Raw genomic sequence first — 22281 nt, forward strand, 5'->3', positions numbered from 1 at the left:
GCGTGCTTATCAGGTATGGAACGGGCAATCGCGCATTGTACCGGTCAAACGCCGCGCCGGCATCCGTGGCGTGCCGGACGGTGCGCAGGGGTACGCCTGTAAAGAACGGGGCGGCCGTTACCAGCCGCCCCGGGTGGCTCAGTATTCGAACCGGTAGCCGACGTTGGCGTGGTTCTGGTCGAAGTTGTCGCCGTCGCGGTAACCCACTTCCATGAACAGGCTGTGGCCGTCGGTAAGGCGTGTGGAAACGCCCACGGCCGCCTCGCGCCAGCCGCCACTGAAGTCCGAACTCTGCTTGGGCGTGCCGTTGATCCGGTAGCCGATGTCGTCGGCCATCAGCTCGCGAACGTAACCGCCCTTCAGGTACACCTCGGACTTGTGTTTAGCGTTGCTCAGCTCGTAGCCGACGATGCCGCCGGCGCGAGCCAGCAGTGAGTCGTAGTCGTCGTAGTGGATCTTCAGGCCGTTGCTGGCACGCGAGGAAAAGCCGCCCTGGTCGGTGTAGACCAGTTGCGCCTGGGGCTCGACGAACCACTGGCTGTCCTTCTCGCGGTGCAGGGTGAAGCGTTTGCCGGCTTCCACCGAGGCGGAGTAGCCGTTGCTGCTGCCGGAGCTCTTCACGCGGTTGCCCTGGGTATCGTTGACGCTGAAGTTGTTCTTCAGGTGAGCGGCCTTGAGCACGGCGTCGATGTAGAAGCCGTTCTCGTGCAGCCAGGTGCCGTAGATGCCGACGTGGGTGTTGCGCGCGCCGCCACTGCCTTCGTCGAAGCTCTGGTCGGCCTCGGTGTGGCCGAGCATGGCACCGACGAACAGGTCACCACTGCTGACCGGCACACGCCGGTCGACGCCGAGCTGGATACCCTGGTAGCTCAGGCGGTAACCGTCGAAGTTGCTGCCGGCGAAGGAGTGCAGGCGGCCGCCGTTGGTGCGCAGCCAGACGTTGCCGTCGGTGTCGCGCTCGGTGTAGCGCAGCTCACCCATGCGTTGCAGCAGGGTCTGCATGTCCAGGTAGGACAGCAGGTAGTTGGTGTGCACCTGGGCGTGGAAGGCGCGGGTAGTCGAGGTGCCGGGGCCCGGGGCCGGGCCGGGCGGCGTCGGCGCTACAGGGTCGCCGGGTTCGACCGGGCCAGGCGGCGTGGGGTCGACAGGCGGTGTCGGGTCTACTGGCGGTATGGGGTCAACGGGAGGCTTCGGGTCAACCGGAGGCTCTGGATCGACCGGGTCGGTCGGGCCCGGATCAACCGGCGGCGCGGTATAGCCATACAGTTCCCAGTTATCGTCCTCGTTCTTGCGCAGGGCATAGGTGTTGCCGCCCAGCTCCACCAGCGCGCCTTCGTAGAGGCCGAACTGGCCGCTGCCGCCGTTGGTTTCGATGATCTCGATGCGCTCGTCACCCAGGGTGCTCTGCGAGCCGTCGTTGGCCACCAGGACCGAATGGCTGCCGGTGCTGCCGTCGGTACCCGTGATGGTCAGATTGTCGGTCAGCTGGTTGACGATGTCGGTGTAGAAGTGGAAGGCCCCGGCGCCGCTCAGCGAGCCCAGCTGCAGGCTGCCATAGTGCTCCGGCTGGTTGGCGGCAAAGCCGTTCTGCCAGGACTCGCGGCTGTTGAGGTAGACCTGCGAGTCGTCCTGCAGGTCCAGCGCCGTGAGGCTGGAGGTGGCGTAGTGGTTGGCCTCGCTGCTGTTCTTGTCCAGCAGGAACCAGCGCGAGCCCTTGAGGTTGAGCGTGGCGCTACTGACGCTGCCATCGCCGGCAACGGTGCTGTCGGTCACCGCGCGGCCCACCAGTTCGCTGTTCTCGGCGTTGAGCGTGAAGCTGCTGGCGAACACGCCGTCGGCACTGTTCTGGCTGGCGTTGACGTTGAGCAGGCTGCGCCCGTCCTGGGCAGTGGCGCTGCTGTTGGCGAGGTTCAGGGTGGCGTCCTTCACCGCATCGGCGACATTCATGATGCCGCTGTTCTGCCCGTCACTGGTGCGCCCGGCGAGGCCGCCGACTTCGATCAGCCCGGCAGTGCCGGTGGCGCCGTCGAGGTGCGCCATGTCGGTGTCGGTGAGGTCGATCACCTGGCCGCCTTCGAGGCGGTCGCCGTTGCTGGCGAGGCTGTAGCCGTTGGCGAAGGAGTAACGGATCGCGCTGGCGGCGGAGGTGATGCTGTTGCGCACGCCAGCCACCAGCGGTGTGAGCGTGATCTTCGCGCCGTCACCCATCACCCGCAGGCCGGCGGAGTCCCTGCCTTCGGTGGTGATATCGGTCTTGCCGTACACCGTGACTTCGGAGTTGCCGTACTGCGCGCCGGCGTGGCCGCTGTCGACGGGGGCGCTGGCACTGCCGCCGCCCAGCGAGCCTGCGGCCAGACCATGGGATTGCCCGGTGCCGGTGGTATGGATCACCGTCTGGAAGTCCTGATGCTTCTCGCTGTTGATGGTCACCTGAGAGTTGCCGGTGGCCCAGGCGCCGATTTCGTTGAGGCCGCCGGTCTTGATCCGCAGGTGGCCGCCGTCATAGCCGGTGGCGGTGACGCTCGAATGGTTGAGGGCAAACAGCGCGTTGGCGCCCGGGCGGGTGGTGGTCTGGTTGAAGTCGCCACCCATGAAGGTGATGGAAGAGTTCTTGGTGGCGTACAGGCCCACGCCGTTGCTCAGGTAAGAGGTACCGTTCATGTCCACCAGGTCGAGGGTCACGGTGCCGCCATTGTTGGCTTCCACCGAACGCTGGCTGGACTTGTTGGTGACCGTCAGCACATAGGGCGTGCCGTCTTTCGAGGTCATGTCGATGGTCCCGCCATTGGCGGCGAACAGGCCCTTGCCGCCGGCGATGGTCAGGTTGGCGTTGCCGTTGAGCTCGGCGCTGGAAGTGGCGCCGTCCACATACATGGCGCTTTTCGGGCTGCTGTAGCCCGAACTGGTCGAAGTGGCGGTGAGGTTGCCGTTGAGCACGAAACGTCCGCCGCCGGTGACGGCGATGCCGTTGTAGACATACTTGCTGTTGGAGTTGGTGTTGCTGCCGTAGTTGTAGGTGATGTCACCGTTGACGGTGACCTGGCTGTTGGCGCCCTTGATATCCAGGGTATTGCCGTCGACCTTGCCGCTGACGCCGGTCAGCACCAGGGGTGAGCCGCTGGGACCGGTCATGGTGATGATGGCGCCGTTGCTCACGGCAAAGGTCTTGATGGTGCCGACCTGGGGGAAGTCTTCGTATTGGCCGCTCTGGTTGGCGGTGTAACGTTGATCGGTTTCGGTGACGCTGTTGGCCGCCGTTGCGGTGGCCACGGCCAGCGGGCTGGCCAGCAGAAGCATCAATGGGGTGTTCTTCATCACGGTTTCCTACCGCCTCTCGGCGGGATGGGTGAAGAGAACCCGGTTGCGCAGTTTCCGTGTGCCGCACCAGGGGTTGCCTGGCGTGAAGGGGTGGGGCGGTGGGTTTCAGTGGTGGTGTCCTGGCACTGTGAGTCACTCACGGGAGTTGGTAGCGGCGGCGATTGTTCACTACAGCGCCCGACAACACCCTTGAGCTATGTCAGAAGGTTTTCGAATCCGCCATGGGTATTGAGAAACGTCATGACCAGGCCAGATTGCGCCTGACCTGAATCAGTACGCACCGGCCCTGGAACTGCGCAATGCAGCCGTGCAGAGGGCAGGGCAATGCCCTTGCAAAACTGCAAAGCGACCCTGCAACCCTGTCTATTCCGCGCTTTGCGGGCATGAATCAAGATTCGTTCGTCCTTTCGGAAAACCTCCCCCACTTTCAAGGAACCGAATCATGAACGCCAAGCAATCCCTGCTCGCCGCCTCTCTCGCCCTGGCCATCGGCAACGTCTTCGCTGCCGGCAACCCGACTGTCGAACACAGCACCCAGGCCTTCCTCGAAGCCCTGGAGGCTGGCAAGGGCCAGCCGCTGCAAACCCTGTCGCCCAAGGATGCCCGTGCCGTGCTGACCGGCGCCCAGGCCTCGGTGAAGGTCGACCTCTCCGGCACCCAGGTCAGCGAGAAGACCATCCAGACCGACGTTGGCCCGGTGAAGCTGACCATCGTCCGCCCGGCTGGAGTTAAGGGCACGTTGCCCGCGTTCATGTACTTCCACGGCGGTGGCTGGGTGCTCGGTGACTACCCGACCCACGCCCGCCTGATCCGCGACCTGGTGGTGAACTCCGGCGCGGTGGCGGTCTATGTCGACTACACCCCGTCCCCCGAGGCGCACTACCCGGTGGCGATCAACCAGGCTTACGCCGCGACGAAGTGGGTCGCCGAGCACGGCAAGGAGATCAACGTCGACGGCAAGCGCCTGGCCGTGGCCGGCAACAGCGTCGGCGGCAACATGGCCGCGGTGGTTGCCCTGATGGCCAAGGACAAGGGCACGCCCAAGCTGCGCTTCCAGGCGCTGCTGTGGCCGGTGACCGATGCCAGCTTCGAGACCGGCTCGTACAACCAGTTCGCCCAGGGGCACTTCCTCACCAAGCCGATGATGCAATGGTTCTGGGACAGCTACACCACCGACCCGAAACAGCGCGCCGAGATCTACGCTTCCCCGTTGCGGGCCAGTAACGACCAGCTCAAGGGCCTGCCGCCGACGCTGATCCAGACTGCCGAGTCCGACGTGCTGCGCGACGAAGGCGAAGCCTACGGTCGCAAGCTGGATGCCGCCGGTGTGGCTGTCACTTCCGTGCGCTACAACGGAATGATCCACGACTACGGTCTGCTCAACGTCGTCAACCAGGTTCCGGCGGTACAGGCCGCCATGCGCCAGGCCGGTGAAGAGCTGAAGGTTCATCTGAAGTAAGCCGTCTGTCGAACCAGCCGCTTGCCTCCCTCGCCACCAGGCGGGGGAAGCCACTTCTCTGGAGGGAACCCACATGAACCAGACCACTCAGCAAGAATCCGTCACCCTGATCATCCGCCACCGCGCCCGCCCCGACAGCGTCGCCGCCTATGAAACCATCCTGCGCGAGCTGACCCGCGCTGCCAGCGAGTTCCCCGGCCACCTGGGCGTGGACGTGATGCGCCAAGGCGACCACTTCACCTCGGTCCTGCGCTTCGCCAGCGCCGATGAACTGCAGGCCTGGCTCGACTCGCCGCAGCGCCGCGAGCTGATCGAGCGTGCCGACCCGCACCTGATCGACGGCGAGCAGAAGGAACTGCACCGCGCCCACGAGTTCTGGTTCACCGCCCCGGACAACCCGCAGCAGCAGCCGCCGCGCTGGAAACAGGCGGCCGTCTCCTACCTGGTGATCCTGCCGCTGGTGATGCTGGTGCCGCAGCTCTGGCGCCCGCTGTTCACGCAAATCCCGCTGCTGGGTGGCTTCGTGCCGGCCAACATGCTCATCGTCGCGACCATCGTCCTGCTGGTGGTCTACGTTTTCATGCCACGGGCCACGCGCCTGTTCTCCGCCTGGCTCAACACCCGCTGATCGAAAGAGGAACATAGCCATGTACGCCGATCTGATCCTGACCAACGGCCGCTTCCACACCGTCGACCGCGAGAAACCCGAGGCCACCGCCGTGGCCATCGCTGACGGCAAATTCATCGCCGTGGGCACCGAGGCGGAGGCCATGGCCTTGCGCGCCGGCGCCACCCGCGTCGTCGACCTCAAGGGACGCACCGCGATTCCCGGCCTCAACGACTCGCACCTGCACCTGATCCGCGGCGGGCTGAACTACAACCTCGAACTGCGCTGGGAAGGCGTGCCGTCCCTGGCCGACGCCCTGCGCATGCTCAAGGAGCAGGCCCTGCGCACGCCGTCGCCGCAGTGGGTGCGCGTGGTGGGTGGCTGGAACGAATTCCAGTTCGCCGAGAAGCGCATGCCGACCATCGAAGAGCTGAACCAGGCGGCGCCGGACACTCCCGTCTTCGTCCTGCACCTGTACGACCGCGCATTGCTCAACCGCGCCGCGCTGCGCGTCGTCGGCTACACCAAGGACACCCCGAACCCGCCCGGCGGCGAGATCGTTCGCGACAGCAACGGCGAGCCCACCGGCATGCTGGTGGCCCGGCCGAACGCGATGATCCTCTACGCAACCCTGGCGAAGGGGCCGAAGCTGCCGTTCGAGTACCAGGTCAACTCTACCCGCCAGTTCATGCGCGAGCTGAACCGCCTGGGCGTGACCAGCGCCATCGATGCCGGCGGCGGCTTCCAGAATTACCCGGACGACTACCAGGTGATCGAGCAACTGGAAAAAGAAAACCAGCTCACCGTGCGCATCGCCTACAACCTGTTCACCCAGAAACCCAAGGAAGAGCTGGCCGATTTCAAGAACTGGACCAGCAGCGTGAAGTACGGGCAGGGCAGCGACTTCCTGCGGCACAACGGTGCCGGTGAGATGCTGGTGTTCTCCGCCGCTGACTTCGAGGACTTCCTCGAACCGCGCCCGGACCTGCCCGGCAGCATGGAAGCCGAACTGGAGCCGGTGGTGCGCCACCTCGTCGAACAGCGCTGGCCGTTCCGCCTGCACGCCACGTACGACGAATCCATCTCGCGGATGCTCGACGTGTTCGAGAAGGTCAACCTGGACATTCCGTTCAACGGCCTGCACTGGTTCTTCGACCATTGCGAGACCATCTCGCCGAAGAACATCGAGCGGGTGAGGGCGCTGGGCGGCGGCATCGCCATCCAGGACCGCATGGCCTTCCAGGGCGAATACTTCGTCGACCGCTACGGTAAGCAGGCCGCCGAGGCGACCCCGCCGATCAAGCGCATGCTGGCCGAAGGCGTCCCCGTCGGCGCCGGTACCGATGCCACCCGTGTGTCCAGCTACAACCCCTGGACCTCGCTGTACTGGATGGTCAGCGGCAAGACCGTCGGCGGCATGGAGCTGTACCCCGAGGGCCTGTCCCGTGCCACCGCGCTGCAGCTGTACACTCACGGCAGCGCCTGGTTCTCCAACGAACAGGGCAAGAAAGGGATGATCAAGGTCGGACAGATGGCCGATGTGGCCGTGCTTTCGGCGGACTACTTCAACGTGCCGGAGGAAGAAATCAAGGCCATCGAATCGGTGCTGACCGTGGTGGACGGCCGCGTGGTGTTCGGCAGTGGCGACTTCGAGCGCCAGGCACCGACCGCAATACCCGTGCTGCCGGACTGGTCTCCCGTGGCCAAGGTCCCCGGCCACTGGCGCCCGCAGGGCCCGCTGCAGCAGGCCGTGCACCAGTGCGCCGGCTCCTGCGGCGTGCATGGCCACAGCCACGAGCGCGCCCGGCAATCGAGCGTGCCGGTGAGTGACTTCCAGGGGTTCTGGGGCGCTTTCGGTTGTTCGTGCTTCGCGTTCTGACGCTGGCGCTGCGGCCTCCGACCTCAATGGCCGGAGGCCGCTCTTAAGCCCCTCTGCAGGTGCCTCGGTGCGCTCCTGCGCGCGCCTTAACCTTGTCTCTTCCGCTAGAACCCCACCAACTGCCCCACGGCCTGCGCCTGCGGATCATCGCTGCGGCTCACCAGCGCGTAGTTGTAGCCACCCTGGCTCCAGTAACGTGCCAGCAGGTCCCCATCCGTGCGCTGCCCCGGCGGCAACATCTCGTGGCGTGGGCCCGGCGGGCGGATGAAGAAGGTCAGCCGGCGGCCCTGGCCATCTTCGTAGATCACCAGCGCTGCCGCCCCCTGTTCCGTCGCCAGCAGACGCGCCCCGACTGTCTTCAAGCCAACCTGTTCCAGCGCCGGTGGCGGCACCGCGTTCTTCAGGTAACGGGCCAGCCAGCCGTTCAGGTCGCCGCCATCGCGCAGGTCGAGCCCGCTCTGGCTGGCATCGGCGAACAACCGGTAAGCCTGCACGGCGTCCTGCATCGGCACCATGCCGCGCATCATTGCGTCGCCGCGCATCTGCCAGCCGCCCATGCCGCCGACGCCCAGCGCCACCAGCAGCGCCGCCGCCGTGGCCAGCCGGGCTCGACGGCGTTGCTGGAGCTGACGGCGAATCCGCGCCGGGTCCAGTTGTTCGGGAATTGCACTACGCGCCTGCCCGGCAAAGGCCGCACGCAGTTGCTGCGCATCCTGTCGCCAGCCTTCCACGCGACGGGCGTCGTCCGGGTGCGTGGCGAGCCAGGCTTCCACCCACTGGCGGCGCGCCGGGTCGAGCTGGTCATCGATGTAGGCGTGCAGATCGTGCTCATCGGGAATGCGTTCGTTCATTTCAGTACCCGCAGAGAAGGTGTCGCCGCCTGTCCTTCGCTCAGCGCGCGCAGCGCCGTGCGGGCGCGCGACAGGCGGGACATGACGGTGCCCATGGGAATGTCCAGTGCCTCGGCTACCTCGCGGTAGCTCAGGCCTTCGACGCTGACCAGCGTCAGCAGCGCGCGCTGCTCGGCGGGTAGGCGCTCAAAGGCCTCCAGCGTCGAGCGTGCGCTGACGATGTCCTCGGGCGATGCGCTGACCGCGCTGTCCGCGCCGAACAGGCTGAGCAGGCGCGCGTAGCGCTTCGCCCGGCGCTGCCCGTCGATGAAGTGCCGGTAGAGGATCGAGAACAGCCAGGCGCGCAGGTCGCCGTCGTCGCGGCGGCCGGCCCAGGCCGACAGCGCCTTCTCCAGCGTGGCCTGCACCAGGTCGTCGGCGCTGCTTGCGCTGCGGGTCAGCGACAGGGCGAAGCGCCGCAGCCGGGGCAGCAGTTCGCGCAGTGAATGGTCGTCCAGTGAATGCATCGGGGCGCCGGGAGTGGGTGGGTTCGAGCGAGAAAGACGACTGCGGCGGCAATCTATTCCCGGCCTGCGAAAAAATAATTCTTTGGCAGTGGTCGGGAATAACCCGGCGCACGGTGCGTCGTACCGGCTCAACGCATTCAGCCTAAGCCTGAGGAGCTGGAAATGACAGAAACACCCACACCCAACGTGCCCCTGCGCCTGGCCGCCATCGGCGCCGTGGTACTCGGCGTGGCCGCCGTCTTCGCCTATGTTGCCGGCTGGCTCGACCCGCAGCGCCTCACCCCGGACAAGGTCATCAACACCCTGGAGCACAACGGCGGCGTCTATCCCGGCTATCGGCGCAACCACGCCAAGGGCCTGTGCGTGATCGGCCACTTCGACAGCAACGGCGGGCTGGCCGATCTGTCCCGCGCCAGCTTGTTCTCGGTCGGCCGCGTGCCGGTGGTGGGGCGCCTGGCCATTCCCGGCGGCAACCCCAAGGCCAGCGACGGTGCGGCCCCGATCCGCAGCCTGGCGCTGCGCTTCCTGCCCAAGGATGGCCAGGAATGGCGGACCGGCATGAACGCCATGCCGGTCTTCGTCGTCCGCGACGTCGCCAGCTTCTTTGCCCTGCAGCAGGCCACCGCACCGCAACCGGGCACCGGCAAGCCCGACCCGGCCAAGGCCGGCGCCTTCTTCAAGGCGCACCCCGAGACCGGGCCCTTCCTGCAATGGGTGAAATCCTCCACGCCATCCTCCAGCTACGCCAACAGCGCCTACTACGGCCTCAACGCCTTCTACCTGGTGAACAAGGACGGCAAGGAGCAGCCCGTGCGCTGGTCCGTGCAGCCTGAAGCGCCGGTCGAGCCGCTGGCCGCCGACAAGCGCGGCGACGCCGACTTCCTCGCCGACGAACTGGCCCAGCGCATTGCCGCCGGCCCGCTGCGCTGGCGCCTGCAATTCACCCTCGGCGAGCCCGGCGACAGCACCAGCGACGCCACCCAGGCCTGGCCTGCCGGCCGCCGCACGGTGGATGCCGGCGAACTGGTGATCGAGCGCCTGCAGCCGGAGATCGGCGGCGACTGCCGCGACGTCAACTACGACCCGTTGATCCTCCCAGACGGCATCCGCGCCTCCGACGACCCGCTGCTCAGCGCGCGCTCGGCCGCCTACTCGGAATCCTTCAACCGTCGCACCCGTGAGCAGGCCCAGGAGACCCACTGATGAAACCGACCTACTTCCCACTCTCCCTGCGCGTGCTGCACTGGCTCATGGCGGTGCTGGTGCTCGCCATGCTGCTGATCGGCCTGGGCATGGTTGCCAGCGTCTCCCCGCGCCATGCCGCGCTGGTCGCCATCCACAAACCCCTGGGCGCAGCGCTGCTGGTACTGGTGCTGCTGCGCATCCTCGTGCGCCTGACCCATCGCATCCCCGCGCTGCCCAGCGACATGCCCGGCTGGCAACGCAGCGCCGCGCACCTCTCGCATCTCGCGCTCTATGGCCTGCTGCTGGCCCAGCCGCTGGTGGGCTGGACCATGCAGTCGGCCGGCGGGTACCCCGTGGTGCTGTGGGGTGGCTTCGAACTGCCCGCGCTGGTCTCGCCCTCGGTGCAGCTCCACGCAATCCTGCGCAGCGCTCACACCGTCATCGCCTGCGCCTTGCTGGCGACCATCCTCCTGCACCTGGCCGCCGCGCTGTTCCACGGGCTCATTCGTCGCGATGAAGTGCTCCCGAGCATGACTGGCGCCCCGATGCCGCGTACCACTTCCTCGGGAGAACGGCCATGAAGCGACTGCTCGCCGTGGCCTGCCTCTTCACCTCCTGCGCGGCTCTCGCCGCGCAGGACGCACCACCCGCCGAGGACTATCACTTCGGCCAGAAGCTCGACATCAAGCGCGTGGTGCAGGCACCGGAGCTGGATTTCTGCGGGATTCGCGAGGTGGAGATGATCTACGAGGACAGCACCGGGCAACGGCATACGCTGCGGTATCCGGTGTGGGGGCAGGGGTGTAGGAATGAGAATTGAACGGAAGACAGGATTAATTGAAATAGAGAGCGGAGCGCAATCTTACTTTCCGCCCTCGGTGAATCTCAAAATCCCAAAGTGCTTATTTTTTATGAATAATCTTTTGTATGTGTCTGCTCAAGTTTATCGGCTATCGGATTCGATTCTCGGCTCATAAGAAGAAAGAGCCTCTTGGATGTCGGGTCTGTTAGGGTATTTCGTCAAAAGGTCAGCCAGTTTTTTGTCTGTGCCTTTGCAATATTTGTCCACCTCGGCTGTAGATATCTCGGGATTTTCGGGTGTTTCCCCACGGAGGTGGTCGCAGATGTCCCTTTCTTCAGTGAATTTCAAGACATCACATGGCAATTGTGGAGAGGTTTCCAGTGGGGCCGCGTGGATGGAGGCGCATGATATGATCAGCGGAAGTAAAAATATTCTGCTCATGATCAATGCCCGTTATCCGACCAGTGCGGTCGATCGGCGATTCCGCCGACAAATTTCATTACGTTGTAGCCGGCCCCAATGTCCTTTAGTTTTTGATTCATTCCATCGCGTGGAAGGGTCTCTATGGTTTCTATTGAGCCATTTGCGCGATTGATAGTCAGGTTCCCCTGCCAGTTTATTGTCATGTCAATAGCTGTTCCGGTTATGTGCTTGGTGGTCAGTGATGGTGCTACTTGCAGATTGAATATTTGGTATAGAGTGACCATGTCTAGAGCAGCTTGAACTGAAACGCTCGCATTGTATTGGTCGTTATCGAATGTATGATCCCATTTTATATTTATACCTCCGCCAGGATAGTCGGGGACGTTCCTTGGGTCGTATCCTTGCTTAACAATTTTCCATGACCAGTGCATGAGGAATGCTCTTTCTTTCGGTCGGCGTGTTGCTGAGATGTCAACATTTGCGCCGGCGGCCTCTAATGCCTGTATAAATCTCTCTGTGTTTTCTCGGAACGGAGAACGGAGGTCGCTTGTCTGCTTGCTGGTTGGAAAACGGTTGAACCACTGCGCCCCACTGAGTTCGTTTTGTACTGTGATCACCACCGGGTCGGTTTCTGTTGATGGCGTCAAAGTGTATTGCTGGGTGTTAGTGTTGGCAGACGTCGGTGCAGAGGTTGGTGAGTTCTGCTGGTTCATAAATTGGGGCCTCAATGGTTGCTTTTAATGGGGAGTCGGCGAAGATTTTTTTTGTTAGGCCGCTCTCGTCTGATACACCTCTTATTACTGTTCCGTTTTCCATTTTTATTCGGTAAGGCGTATAGGGCTTGGGTTTTCCGTTATTTGAGTCGGTCAGCAAGAATTGCAGATCAAACGGATTGTTTGAAATTAGCTTGTCGGTGGGGCGCGCTAGAGAGAAGGTGGAGTTATTTGTTTCGCCGGGTGCGCGCCGGGTAGGATTAGGTGGAAGCGGTCCCAGCGGCGCAATAATCCGATTACTCCCAATTGGGCAACCGCATTTGACTACGTGCCCATCGAGTGCCGTGGGCTCGCCAAACATGATTGTCCCTGGATGCCCGTCTATGACGATTCCGGGTTTCCCACATTTGGGGCATGGCGTGGTGCGGTCCGAGTGGCGCACGGCGCCTCTTCCTTGGCAGGTCGCCATGTTTTGCAGACTGCTGATAAGTGTTGCGCTGGTGGTTGTTTTATCACCGTGGAGCGCTTGGCCTTTGCCGTGTGCCTGAGGACGCAACATCATTGGCCTCCCACTTCGGGCAGGAAGTTATCCAGGTTCTCGCCCTGGCGAATGGTGAGGACGACGCCGTCTTGTGGGGTGTCGATGATTTCGTCGCCGTTTTCCACGCGGCTGCCCACAAGTGCGGCGTAGTAGAAGTTTTCATCCGCTCCAGTGGTGATGCGCGCAGAACTTCCATCAGGGTATTCGACCTGGTCGCCTATCACCGCGACATTCACCGTCTTGCCCGTCGGCAGGCCTATTCGGATGTCCAGGGTGCCTTTCCTGATTTCGCCACCGAGCTTGCTGCGGCTGCCTTGCGTAGCAATTCGACGAATACCGATTATCGGGTGTCGCCTCTCATAATCCTGGTTCTCGCGTACGACCTCCGCGGCCAGAGAGTCCATAGCCAGAATCTGTTCGTCGGTATGGTGTGGAGTATTCATCTCCCGAAGCAGCTCTTCGCTGGTTTCGTTCGTGTAATAAGCGCTGAACGCGGCTTCTCCGGTCATAACGTTCTCCTTGAGGGGCAGAGTTGGCTTCCTTATCGGTAGAAGGCCAAGTGGATACCGGACGCTATCAAGGAGAACTGTGGGCAGGGTGTCGGAAACAGCCGAGAGGGCTGTATGCGATTACCAGAGCTGGCAGAGGAGATTTGACGGGGAGACGTTGAACGGGGTGTAGGAGCAGAGTAAGGCTTGGGCCTGATCAGGAGGAAGGTGTCTTCGAGGTGATAGGCGAAGCGCCATGCACACGCCTTACTATCCGAATCTTCCGCACCGTTTCCACAAACGGCGTCACGATCAGGCTCCACAACGACGAATACTTCGCATCGTCGTGTTCCCCCGCGCCGAACTGGATTGGTTCCGGCGCGCGCTGGGTGACGTAGAGCGTGCCGAACATCCAGTCCCACAGCGACAGGTTGATGCCGAAGTTCCGGTTGAAGTGGCGGGGCGCGTCGCTGTGGTGGATCTGGTGCTGGGCGGGGCTGTTGATCACGTGCTCGACCAGAGGTCCGAACGACAGCCACACATGACTGTGGCGCAGGTTGGTCGCCAGCACGTTGAACAGCAGGATCATGTAGGTCACGCCGAACAGCGTGTAGGCGCTGATCTGGCCGCCGCACGCGTACCAGAAAATGCCGGCGTAGACGCCCAGCAGCACGGTCCCGGCCAGATTGGCTGCCAGCTTCTCCACGAAGTGTACGCGGCTCGCCGTGATCGGCGTCAGCACCGCTGCCGAGTGGTGCACCTTGTGGAACGCCCACAGCCAGCGCGAATGGAAGGCGCGGTGCACCCAGTAGTTCTTGAAGTCGCTGACCAGGAACACCCCCAGCCCATAGAGCAACGACAGCCCAAGGTTCTCGCCCACCTGCGGCCGCGCGCCCCACAGGTTGGTGAAGAAGGCGATGTAGTCGCCCGAGCGCAGGATGTAGGGATCGACCAGCCCGATGATGGGTACCAGCAACACCACGTTGAGGATGCCGCGCACCAGGTAGTAGCGGTAATCCAGCAGCGCCGAGCGATGGAAATTAACCCGCGCGCCGCCGATGAACTGCCAGAACGACGTCGATTGCGTCAACCCGCGTTGCCGGCGGAAGCGGAACAGCGCGTAGGCGATGGCGTAGGAACACAGCAGGAACACCACGCCGACGCGGCCACTGAGGTCGAAGAGGCCGGAGATCTGGGCAGTAATGGGGCCGATTACCCACTCGGAGACTTGGCTGTGAAGATGCGAGAGGTCAGGCATGGGCGCTGCGCCGGAAGTCAGGTGTACAGGCTTTTGCTACGAGTGATCGCCCACGGCGCTGAGGCGCTGGCGACTCATTGGGCGTCAGGTGTTCGCTCAGCATGGGACCTGGGGGATCACACTGTCAAAGTTCAGCGGCGTCGGGGCGGGGCAATTCGACAGAGGGTCGTCAGCAGAGCCTGGCGTGCGGAGGCGATTGGATTGGCCTGAAGTGGCCTGCTGAGCGGGATAGTCCAACGATGAGGAGGGAGGCGCCCGCACGGTGCACTCAGCCAGGGCGTAACCTTGAGGGAGTCGGCCAAGGACCGACATCCGCGAAGCTGCAGGGTCTGCTCGACGGGCAGGGGGATGATGTTTGCCAGTAAGCAACGAGCCGCGTGGTTAATGGCTTACGCCGCTGTAGCCATTGGCTGCTGTTGTCGATCCAGCATTTCCTGGAGCTCAGCCACTGAGTCCAGGACTCTCTGCGCCCAGCGCTCATCGTCCGGCCGTACGACAACGACGCGGAAACCGTGGTCATGGCCTTCGCTCTTCACGCCTTCGGAGTCATCGACATGCAGGTCGATATCGAACGCCGGCGGAAGTTTCGAGGGGGAGTTCGCCAGCCCGCGCTCGGTCAGGGCCTGGTTGTGCCGAACGCTGTTGACCACGCCGTCGACGTGGATGCCGTACAACAACAGCCAGCGCCGGATATAGGATGGTGTGCGGCCGGAGGACGTGTAGACCCAGATGCTGCAGCCCTGGCGGCGTAGTTCCCGGGTCAGGGAGCGGGTCCCGATACGCAGTGGTTCGCCAAGCCAGCGATGAATAAACACCGGGAGCCTGCTGGGTTCGACGTCGCTGTGGTGGGGGAGGCAGGCCAGGGTGTCATCGATATCGAACGAAATCCGTATGCGCGGGCGTCCGAACCGGTAAGGCGCAAGGGAGCCCTTCATGGCGTCCCATAGCTGATCCTTGATGGCCAGGCAGGTTGCGAGCATGGGCTGGGTGGTCATCAGGCACCTCCCTGATGGGCGGAGGTGTGTTTTTCGCCAAGGAAGAATCGCTGCGAATCCGCTGCCTGATCTTCGAGGAAGGCTGCGTACTTTTTCTTGATCTTGGGCAATTCGAATAGCGCCTTTACGCCATGCTTGGCAGAGTTGCGGATGACCGATGACGGGTTGTAGTAACCCTTGGCGTTGTCCAGGGTCAGCACGAACGGTGGCAGCCCGGCACGTAGCAGCAGATAGCTGACGATGAGCGAGCCGCTGCGATGGTTACCTTCGATGAACAACTGCGGCTTGCTCAGAATCCGCACATAGACCCCGGCCGCGCGCTTCCACACCGATTCGCTGTGATACGCGCAGTACCAGTTGAACAGGTCCTTGATGCCGCCTTCCACGTTGTTGAAGAAGTGCGCCTCGGTGGCCGCCAGGTGCGGCGCGAATTCCAGCCGACGGGCAGGGTCCCGGCCGCACAGCACGGTGGCGTTGATCTCCAGCATCAGGTTGACCTGCTGCAGATCGAACAGGTCGACGCCCCGTGCGACGTAGTCGTCGATCAGGGCGTAGCCCTCCAGCACGTTGTGCAGCACTTCATCGGTGAACGGATCACGCGGCTCGGTAAAGCACTGGCTGAGCTCGCCGAAACGGCCTTGCACCTCACGCAGCGCACGTTCAATCGCTGGCAGATCAAGACGGCGCGTGGCAGGCATGGGCAACCCTGAAGAAGAGGTGAGAGGCTTCATACGACTGCAGGTTCGACTCAGCTGAACTTGCCGCTGATGTAGTCCTCGGTCATTTTTTCCCGCGGGCTTTCGAAGATCTGCTTCGTCGCGCCCATTTCGACCAGGTAGCCCGTGCGCGTGCCTTGGGAAATGTCCACCGAGAAGAACGCCGTCGTGTCAGCGACACGGATGGCCTGCTGCATGTTGTGGGTGACCAGCGCGATGGTGTAGTCCTTCTTCAGCTCGACCATCAGCTCCTCGACACGGCGGGTAGCGATCGGGTCGAGTGCCGAGCACGGCTCGTCCAGCAACAGGACTTCCGGCTCGGTGGCAATGGCGCGGGCGATGCACAGGCGTTGCTGCTGGCCACCGGAGAGCGACAGGCCGCTCACCTTCAGCTTGTCCTTCACTTCATCCCACAGCGCGGCGCCCTGCAGGGCATGCTTGACCCGGTCGCCGATGTCGCCCTTGTAGCGATTGAGGCGCAGGCCAAACGCGACGTTGTCGAAGATGCTCATCGAAAACGGGTTCGGCTGCTGGAACACCATGCCGATGTAGCGGCGCACGACGACAGGGTCCACGCCCTTGCCGTAGACGTCCTGCCCGAGGAAATGCACATGGCCCTCGAAGCGGAAGCCGCGCACCAGATCGTTCATCCGGTTCAGGCTGCGCAGCACGGTGCTCTTGCCACAGCCGGAAGGGCCGATGAAACCGGTGATCTTGTTCTTTTCGATCGGCACGTGGCTGTCACGTACCGCCATGAAGTTGCCGTAGAAAATCTTGTCCAGTTTGCAGTCCATGACCACCTGGGTCTCGGAGCCAACCGGGGCGACTTTCTGTGCAGTAGCTGTGTTCACGATTCGGATGCTCCGTATCTCAAAACTTGGGCTTGCCAAAAATGCGACTGATGACGTTCACGATCAGCACGATCATCACCAGCACCAGCGATGCGGCCCACGCGAGCTCGAGCTGGTTGTCGAAGGGCATGCCGGAGAAGTTGTAGATCAGTACGGAAAGCGAGGCCGTGGGGTTCATCACTGCTAGGCTGCCGTCGTGGTAGATCCAGTAGTTGCTGAACAACGCGGTGAACAGCAAAGGCGCGGTTTCGCCTGCGGCGCGCGCCACGGCCAGCATGACGCCGGTGAGGATCGCCGGCAGGCCGGTAGGCAGTACGATCTTCCAGATGACCTGGGCGCGGGTGCAGCCCATGCCGTAGGCGGCATCCTTCATGATCTTGGGCACCATCTTCATCGACTCTTCGGCCGTGAGCACGACGATCGGCAGCATCAGTACGGCCAGTGCCACGCCACCCGCAGGAGCCGAGTAGGTACCGGTGGTCATCACGACCAGGGCGTAGGCGAAGACCCCGGCCAGGATCGAGGGCAGGCCGGTGAGCGTCTTGGCGGCAAAGCGCGCGGCGCTCGCCAGTTTGCTGTCCGGGCCCAGTTCAGCCAGGAAGACGGCTGCCATGATGCCAACCGGAACGGCAATGGCGGCGGCGATACCGACCATGACGAAGGTGCCGGCCAGCGCGTTGCCGAAGCCGCCGCCCGTCTCGAAGCCGGTCGGTGGCAGTTCGGTGAAGACCTCCAGGCTCAGGCGCGCACCACCGCGGGTGATCAGCATGTAGAGCACGGAGATCAGCGGCACGCTGGCCAGCAGGGCGCCCAGCCACACCAGCGTGGTCAGCACCAGGCTGCGCAGGGCACGGCCCTCGAGCTTGCGCTGCAGGCTCGGCAGGGCAGATGCGGTAGGAGTGAGGCTGGTCATTACTTGGTCCCCCGCTGGGCGTAAAGCATGATCATGGAGCCGAGTACGTTCACGATCAGCGTGATGAACATCAGCACCAGTGCGGCATACATCAGCACTTCAACCTCGCTCGGCCCGGCTTCGGGGAAGTTCAGCGCCAGCAAGGCTGCCAGCGTGTTCGCCGGTGCAAACAGCGACAAGGAAATGGTGTTCGCGTTGCCGACCAGCATGGCCAGGGCCATGGTTTCACCCAGTGCGCGGCCCAGGCCCAGGACCAGGGAGCCGAAGATGCCGGTGGCAGCGGAGGGCACCATCACCTTGAGGATCGCTTCCCAATGGGTGGTTCCCATGCCGTAGGCGGCCTGCTTGGTCTTCATCGGCACGCTGGCAAGAGCGTCCTGCGAGACCGCGGCAATGGTGGGCAGAATCATGATGGCAAGCACCAGAGAGGCGGGCAGCAACCCTGGCCCGCTCAACGATGTGCCGAAAAAGGGTATCCAGCCGAGCTCGCTGTTCAGCCACGCCGTCAGCGGGCGAATGGCCGGGATCACCACGTAGATCCCCCACAGGCCATAAACGACGCTGGGGATGGCGGCGAGCAGTTCGACGATGGTACGGAACACCGCCGCAAGCTTGGCGGGGAGGAAATCCTGGGTCAGGAAGATCGCCATGCTGACGCCGAACAGGCCTGCGATCAGCAGAGCGATCAGTGCGCTGTAGAGCGTGCCCCAGATGGCCGGCAAAATGCCGTACTTGCCTTGGTTGACGTCCCAGACCGAACCCAGGAGAACGTCCAGGCCATGTTTCTCCATGCCCGGAAGGGCCTTGCGGCCGACTTCGAACACGAGGGCAACGACCAGCACCAGAATCAGGACCACACCCAGGCGTGCAATGGCACGGAAGGTCCGGTCAACCAGGAAATCCTTCGCGGATGGCGGTTGGCAGGCAGAGTCCGGATTTACCGGTACGACAAAAGGTTGGGTCATGGGGGAGTTCCGGAACAGGTGGAAATCTCATCCGGCGTGGCTGACAGCCCACGCCGGATGAAGACTCGCAGGCGTTACTGGATGTTGGCGGAAGCTTTGCGAACCTGATCGACAACGGCTTGCGGCAGCGGGATGTAGCCCATCGAATCAGCGATCTTCTGCCCTTCGGTCAGGCCGTACTCGACCATTTCACGCATCGCCTTGGCCTTGGCCGGGCTCTCGTTGTGCTTGCGGAAGATCATCCAGGTGTAGGAGGTGATCGGGTAGGACTGGGCACCGTCCGGATCGGGCAGCCAGGCCACCAGGTTTTCCGGGAACTTCACGGCAGCCAGCGCCGCCGCACCGCTTTCTGCGTTCGGTACGACGTACTGACCGGCCTTGTTCTGCAGCTCGGCGAAGTCGACCTTGGCCAGCTTGGCGAAGCCGTACTCGATGTAGCCGATGGCGCCAGGGGTCTGGCGAACGGTAGCGGTCACGCCATCGTTCTTCGGCGACTTGATGAATTTGTCGCTGGCCGGCCAGTTGACGGTGTTGCCTTCACCCAGGGCAGTCTTGAACTCCGGGTTGATGGTCGACATGTGCTTGGTGAACACAGCGGTGGTGCCACTGGAATCCGCACGCACGACAACGGTGATCGGCAGGGCCGGCAGCTTCAGCTCAGGGTTGGCCGCGACGATCTGCGGGTCGTTCCACTGAGTGATCTTGCCCAGGAAGATGTTGGAGTAAACATCGCGCGGCAGTTTCAGCCCTTTGGGGCTGCCCGGCAGGTTGTACGCCAGGACGATTTCGCCGGCGGTCATCGGCAGCAGTTGCACGCCTTCGGCAACCTTGGCGATGTCTTCGTCTTTCATGGCCGAGTCACTGGCCGCGAAGTCCACCGTCTTGTTGAGGAAATCCTGTACGCCCGCACCGCTGCCCTTGGACTGGTAATCCACGGTGACGCCAGCGGATTTCTTGCTGAAGTCCTTGAACCAGGTCAGGTAGATCGGAGCGGGGAAGCTGGCGCCAGAGCCGGTCAGGCGGACGCTTTCGTCGGCAAAGGTGACGGAAGTGGCACACATGGACAGCGTAACGGCGATCGCAGCAGATTTCACAAAGCTTTTCATCGAGGGCAATCCTTTTGATATCGGGCTGCCATACTGTGATCTGGTCCTGTGAAATTTTTATGACAGCGCGGTGGCAAACGCTCTGGCTCGCCGGCTCGACTGGCATATCTCCGGGCTTCTGCGACGCGCGTCAGGTGAATTCGCAGCTGCTGCGCGCCGTGGCTGGCGGCCATTTCAGGGCAGGGGCGGGGGGTCAGGGCAGGGAATCGCCCCTCAGTTCGATGAGCACGCGGCGCAATAAATAGTTACGGTCACTCGGCAGTGCCAAGGGATGTAGAAGCGTCCGGTTGCCGCCAATGAACTGTTAGGACGAGGCTGCTCGCCAGGGACCGCTACCGGCCAGAAGCGGAAGTCAGCTCTGCTGGCCTGTCCATCCCGCGCCTAGGATTGCCGCAACTTTTTCAGGTGCGAAAAAGACGGACTCTTCCGAGAACCGTCCATTTTTCCCAGAGGCGTCCAAGGCAATCGTGTGGTAGCCACCGTCTTCATAGGCCTCCATCACACCTAGCAATCTCATATCGGCACCCTGCAAAGCCTCGAGATAGCGGCTGGGCGAAGTAGTCGGTAGAAATGGCCAACTCACAAGCAGTCGTTCATCCTTCAGCGTCAGCGTGGAATCCGGCATCGGAATAAATTCCAAGGCGAGAAACAAGGGCTGCCAGTGAGGCTCGACATCGTCCTCAAGCACGGGCTTGTCGACAGATAGATTCAGTATCACCTGAGCCAAATGCTCTTGGTTCTTCGCCTCGGCTAAAACGTACAATAAGCATTCCACTGAGTTTCTCCCTCAGAAAATCACTCGCCCGCTCGCCCAGCCAATTCGCACATCGGAGGGCGTTTGCTGATAGACATCTTCCACCAAGGACTGCAGAGAAGGCGGAAGTTGTTTGGCGAAAAAGCGGGACATGAACTCGACAAATACGGGGTCTTGGTAAGTCTTGTCCGGATGGGCAGCCTCCCCTCTAAATAGCACTTCCAGACAACTTCTCAGAAAGTCTGCTTCCCTCACACCGTCATATAGGTCGCAGATTTCTTCGTAGACTTCTTCGACATACGAAATCAGTCCGACGCCTATGTACTCACTAGACGGTTTTCCTTGTTGCAGCCCCGCGAAAATGCTGGTGTAGAAGACGAGATACAGTGGTCGGTGGTCTGCTCCTTTGCGAGTGAGCCAGTTCGCGCGGTCATCAGCCAAGCTCTCCACGATGAACTGCATACGATTCATGATGCCGGAGTCGATCTCTCGAACCCACCCATCAAAATACATGCGATAATCATTCACAAATCCGGCGGGAATCCCATCGTATTGATACTGATTAAACGTATTAACCACAAAGTCACGATCTATTGTGGGTGCAGACAGACAAATAAAAATAGGCTCCTGACGACCGAGACCTTCCTCTAACTCATTCGGCAGGGTGCCCTCGAAATACAGCTTCTTCAGGTGTGGCCCGTAATTCTCAGGAAGGTTGAGAATCCATTCTCGGGTAAAGGCAATTAGCGCCTTGTAGCCGGTTTTACGCGCCTCGGACTTTAGCTCGCCCGTACTGGCAAATATCTGGCGTTCCTGATTTGTCTCTGTGAGCATCTGTTCCTCCCTGACTATGTACACATCCATGATGCCGAACATAGATCGGCTCGGACGTATAGATACAACGTGTGCACAGTCAGTGGCAATAGCGCAGCTCGCTCAGATTGGAGCGTCCGCAATGGGTCGATTTCTGTCGGTCACACCTGGCAGAGGACGACCAATGTAGCCATCCGGTCCAGTTAACGTAGATGCCCGATTGGACGGAGTAAATCCGCACAATCGGGCATATGTGTGGCGTTACATCTATTGGGATATCGGGGCGGTAGAGGCTCCGCTGACGGTTCGAAAATCGCCTGACTTGTCGCGGAAGCAGTAATTTATGGAAACAGGCGTTTCATATTTTGTTCCCAGCTCATAGACAGCATTGCGGCACGTTGCCCGGGGCCAGTCAGACTTAAACACCTGCCGAACCTCATAGTCCTTGCCTGCCTGGGGTATAAAGCTCACAGGAGCCGAGGAACAGCTGGAGTTCGAGGTAACCAGAGCAACAAAAGCGATCAGCGGCTGCCCAGCTGGGACCACATGTTCATCGTAGTATCTACGCGTGTCATCGATCGTCGCAGTAACGGTTGATGCCGGCATGCCAATGACATTGTTCTGATAGGCGGAGGGCGGCATTCCGAAGGCATCAAGACTCTCGCCTTTCGGAGCGGTACGCGCTGGATTCCATCCTTCCGGCGCCTTACCAACTGTAGCGTTTCTATAGCTGACGTTGAAATATTGCTCGCAGCTTTGACCTGATACAAAGCCTGCGTATGCACCTTGCCCACTGATCAATCGAACGCGCGCCATAGTCGCGGAGTCATACTTCCTTGCTTCAGCCTCGTTCTGAATGTCAGTTTTTTTGAATGTGCAGCCAGCAAGAGCCAGCGGCACGACGAGAAGTAGACCCGCGCGCATTGCTTGTTTCCTTTCTTGATTCGACATGTGTTTCCTACGGCGCCGCGAGCCTGATTGGATCGCACCCATCATATTGAACAAAAAAGACTTCTAGGAGAACAGTGTCCCTTGGTCGACGCCGGAATGGCGAGAGATTTCACATCAGACGAAGTCCCCCCTACTCTCCGCTGTTTTGCGGGTCGTATCGCCTGGCAATCCAGCCGGGCACCAGTCT

The 22281-nt window shown here is 62.0% G+C and carries 22 protein-coding genes; 6 read left to right on the forward strand and 16 right to left on the reverse strand.

Annotation, left to right across the window (positions count from 1 at the left end; translation table 11 throughout):
* Positions 1-138: 138 nt before the first annotated feature.
* On the reverse strand, positions 139-3315 hold the full coding sequence (locus RS899_RS10665; protein ID WP_315809870.1) for an autotransporter outer membrane beta-barrel domain-containing protein: 3177 nt from the start codon (positions 3313-3315) through the stop codon (positions 139-141).
* 445 nt (positions 3316-3760) lie between these two features.
* Between RS899_RS10665 and RS899_RS10670 the strand changes: the two genes are divergently transcribed.
* From RS899_RS10670 to RS899_RS10680, 3 genes are all read left to right on the forward strand, one after another.
* Positions 3761-4777: an alpha/beta hydrolase gene (locus RS899_RS10670; protein ID WP_315809871.1), complete on the forward strand. Its 1017-nt coding sequence runs from the start codon at positions 3761-3763 to the stop codon at positions 4775-4777.
* A gap of 73 nt (positions 4778-4850) precedes the next feature.
* Positions 4851-5405, forward strand: a complete 555-nt coding sequence (locus RS899_RS10675; protein ID WP_315809872.1) for an antibiotic biosynthesis monooxygenase — start codon at positions 4851-4853, stop codon at positions 5403-5405.
* Positions 5406-5424: 19 nt separating this feature from the next.
* Positions 5425-7263 (forward strand): amidohydrolase, encoded by a 1839-nt coding sequence (locus RS899_RS10680; RefSeq protein ID WP_315809873.1) that lies wholly within the window; start codon positions 5425-5427, stop codon positions 7261-7263.
* 104 nt (positions 7264-7367) lie between these two features.
* Here the strand turns inward: RS899_RS10680 and RS899_RS10685 are convergent, their stop codons facing one another.
* Both RS899_RS10685 and RS899_RS10690 read right to left on the reverse strand, forming a co-directional pair.
* The gene (locus RS899_RS10685; RefSeq protein WP_233299843.1) at positions 7368-8114 is read right to left on the reverse strand and encodes an anti-sigma factor family protein; all 747 of its coding nucleotides are present in this window, start codon (positions 8112-8114) and stop codon (positions 7368-7370) included.
* Positions 8111-8620, reverse strand: coding sequence for a sigma-70 family RNA polymerase sigma factor (locus tag RS899_RS10690; RefSeq protein ID WP_315809874.1), 510 nt, complete (start codon positions 8618-8620; stop codon positions 8111-8113). Before RS899_RS10690 ends, RS899_RS10685 begins: the two co-directional genes overlap by 4 nt.
* Positions 8621-8782: 162 nt before the next feature.
* Here RS899_RS10690 and RS899_RS10695 point away from each other — a divergent pair, with 162 nt between their 5' ends.
* The 3 genes from RS899_RS10695 to RS899_RS10705 are packed head-to-tail and all read left to right on the forward strand — an operon-like array spanning position 8783 to position 10625.
* The gene (locus RS899_RS10695) at positions 8783-9823 is read left to right on the forward strand and encodes a catalase family peroxidase (protein WP_315809875.1); all 1041 of its coding nucleotides are present in this window, start codon (positions 8783-8785) and stop codon (positions 9821-9823) included.
* On the forward strand, positions 9823-10386 hold the full coding sequence (locus tag RS899_RS10700) for a cytochrome b (protein ID WP_315809876.1): 564 nt from the start codon (positions 9823-9825) through the stop codon (positions 10384-10386). The genes RS899_RS10695 and RS899_RS10700 overlap by 1 nt, the downstream gene beginning before the upstream one ends.
* Positions 10383-10625: a DUF2790 domain-containing protein gene (locus RS899_RS10705; RefSeq protein ID WP_315809877.1), complete on the forward strand. Its 243-nt coding sequence runs from the start codon at positions 10383-10385 to the stop codon at positions 10623-10625. The genes RS899_RS10700 and RS899_RS10705 overlap by 4 nt, the downstream gene beginning before the upstream one ends.
* Before the next feature lie 425 nt (positions 10626-11050).
* On the opposite strand, the gene RS899_RS10710 is transcribed toward RS899_RS10705, so the two are convergent.
* The 13 genes from RS899_RS10710 to RS899_RS10770 form a co-directional block, all read right to left on the reverse strand.
* Positions 11051-11743, reverse strand: a complete 693-nt coding sequence (locus tag RS899_RS10710; protein WP_315809878.1) for a peptidoglycan-binding domain-containing protein — start codon at positions 11741-11743, stop codon at positions 11051-11053.
* Positions 11694-12305: a PAAR domain-containing protein gene (locus tag RS899_RS10715; protein ID WP_315809879.1), complete on the reverse strand. Its 612-nt coding sequence runs from the start codon at positions 12303-12305 to the stop codon at positions 11694-11696. Before RS899_RS10715 ends, RS899_RS10710 begins: the two co-directional genes overlap by 50 nt.
* Positions 12302-12793 (reverse strand): hypothetical protein, encoded by a 492-nt coding sequence (locus RS899_RS10720; RefSeq protein WP_233299838.1) that lies wholly within the window; start codon positions 12791-12793, stop codon positions 12302-12304. The genes RS899_RS10715 and RS899_RS10720 overlap by 4 nt, the downstream gene beginning before the upstream one ends.
* A 196-nt stretch (positions 12794-12989) precedes the next feature.
* A complete protein-coding gene (locus RS899_RS10725) occupies positions 12990-14030 on the reverse strand; it encodes a sterol desaturase family protein (RefSeq protein ID WP_315809880.1) in 1041 nt (346 codons plus the stop codon).
* Positions 14031-14419: 389 nt separating this feature from the next.
* Positions 14420-14965, reverse strand: a complete 546-nt coding sequence (locus RS899_RS10730; RefSeq protein ID WP_054911196.1) for a hypothetical protein — start codon at positions 14963-14965, stop codon at positions 14420-14422.
* Positions 14966-15024: 59 nt separating this feature from the next.
* Positions 15025-15723 (reverse strand): hypothetical protein, encoded by a 699-nt coding sequence (locus RS899_RS10735; protein ID WP_054911192.1) that lies wholly within the window; start codon positions 15721-15723, stop codon positions 15025-15027.
* A 50-nt stretch (positions 15724-15773) separates the two neighbouring features.
* The gene (gene pstB / locus RS899_RS10740) at positions 15774-16535 is read right to left on the reverse strand and encodes a phosphate ABC transporter ATP-binding protein PstB (RefSeq protein WP_054911197.1); all 762 of its coding nucleotides are present in this window, start codon (positions 16533-16535) and stop codon (positions 15774-15776) included.
* Positions 16536-16611: 76 nt separating this feature from the next.
* Positions 16612-17505 carry a phosphate ABC transporter permease PstA gene (gene pstA, locus RS899_RS10745; protein ID WP_065348203.1) on the reverse strand — a complete coding sequence of 298 codons (894 nt, stop codon included), beginning with the start codon at positions 17503-17505 and terminating at the stop codon, positions 16612-16614.
* Positions 17505-18470, reverse strand: coding sequence for a phosphate ABC transporter permease subunit PstC (pstC, locus tag RS899_RS10750; protein WP_315809881.1), 966 nt, complete (start codon positions 18468-18470; stop codon positions 17505-17507). Before pstC ends, pstA begins: the two co-directional genes overlap by 1 nt.
* Positions 18471-18544: 74 nt before the next feature.
* Positions 18545-19576 (reverse strand): phosphate ABC transporter substrate-binding protein PstS, encoded by a 1032-nt coding sequence (gene pstS, locus RS899_RS10755; RefSeq protein ID WP_054911195.1) that lies wholly within the window; start codon positions 19574-19576, stop codon positions 18545-18547.
* A 352-nt stretch (positions 19577-19928) separates the two neighbouring features.
* Positions 19929-20351 (reverse strand): hypothetical protein, encoded by a 423-nt coding sequence (locus RS899_RS10760; RefSeq protein WP_315809882.1) that lies wholly within the window; start codon positions 20349-20351, stop codon positions 19929-19931.
* A gap of 12 nt (positions 20352-20363) precedes the next feature.
* On the reverse strand, positions 20364-21206 hold the full coding sequence (locus RS899_RS10765; protein WP_315809883.1) for a hypothetical protein: 843 nt from the start codon (positions 21204-21206) through the stop codon (positions 20364-20366).
* A gap of 204 nt (positions 21207-21410) precedes the next feature.
* Positions 21411-22094, reverse strand: a complete 684-nt coding sequence (locus RS899_RS10770) for a hypothetical protein (RefSeq protein WP_315809884.1) — start codon at positions 22092-22094, stop codon at positions 21411-21413.
* Positions 22095-22281: the final 187 nt, after the last annotated feature.

Origin of the sequence: Pseudomonas sp. C9-3, from assembly GCF_032392015.1 — a bacterium.
GTDB lineage: Bacteria > Pseudomonadota > Gammaproteobacteria > Pseudomonadales > Pseudomonadaceae > Pseudomonas > Pseudomonas nitroreducens.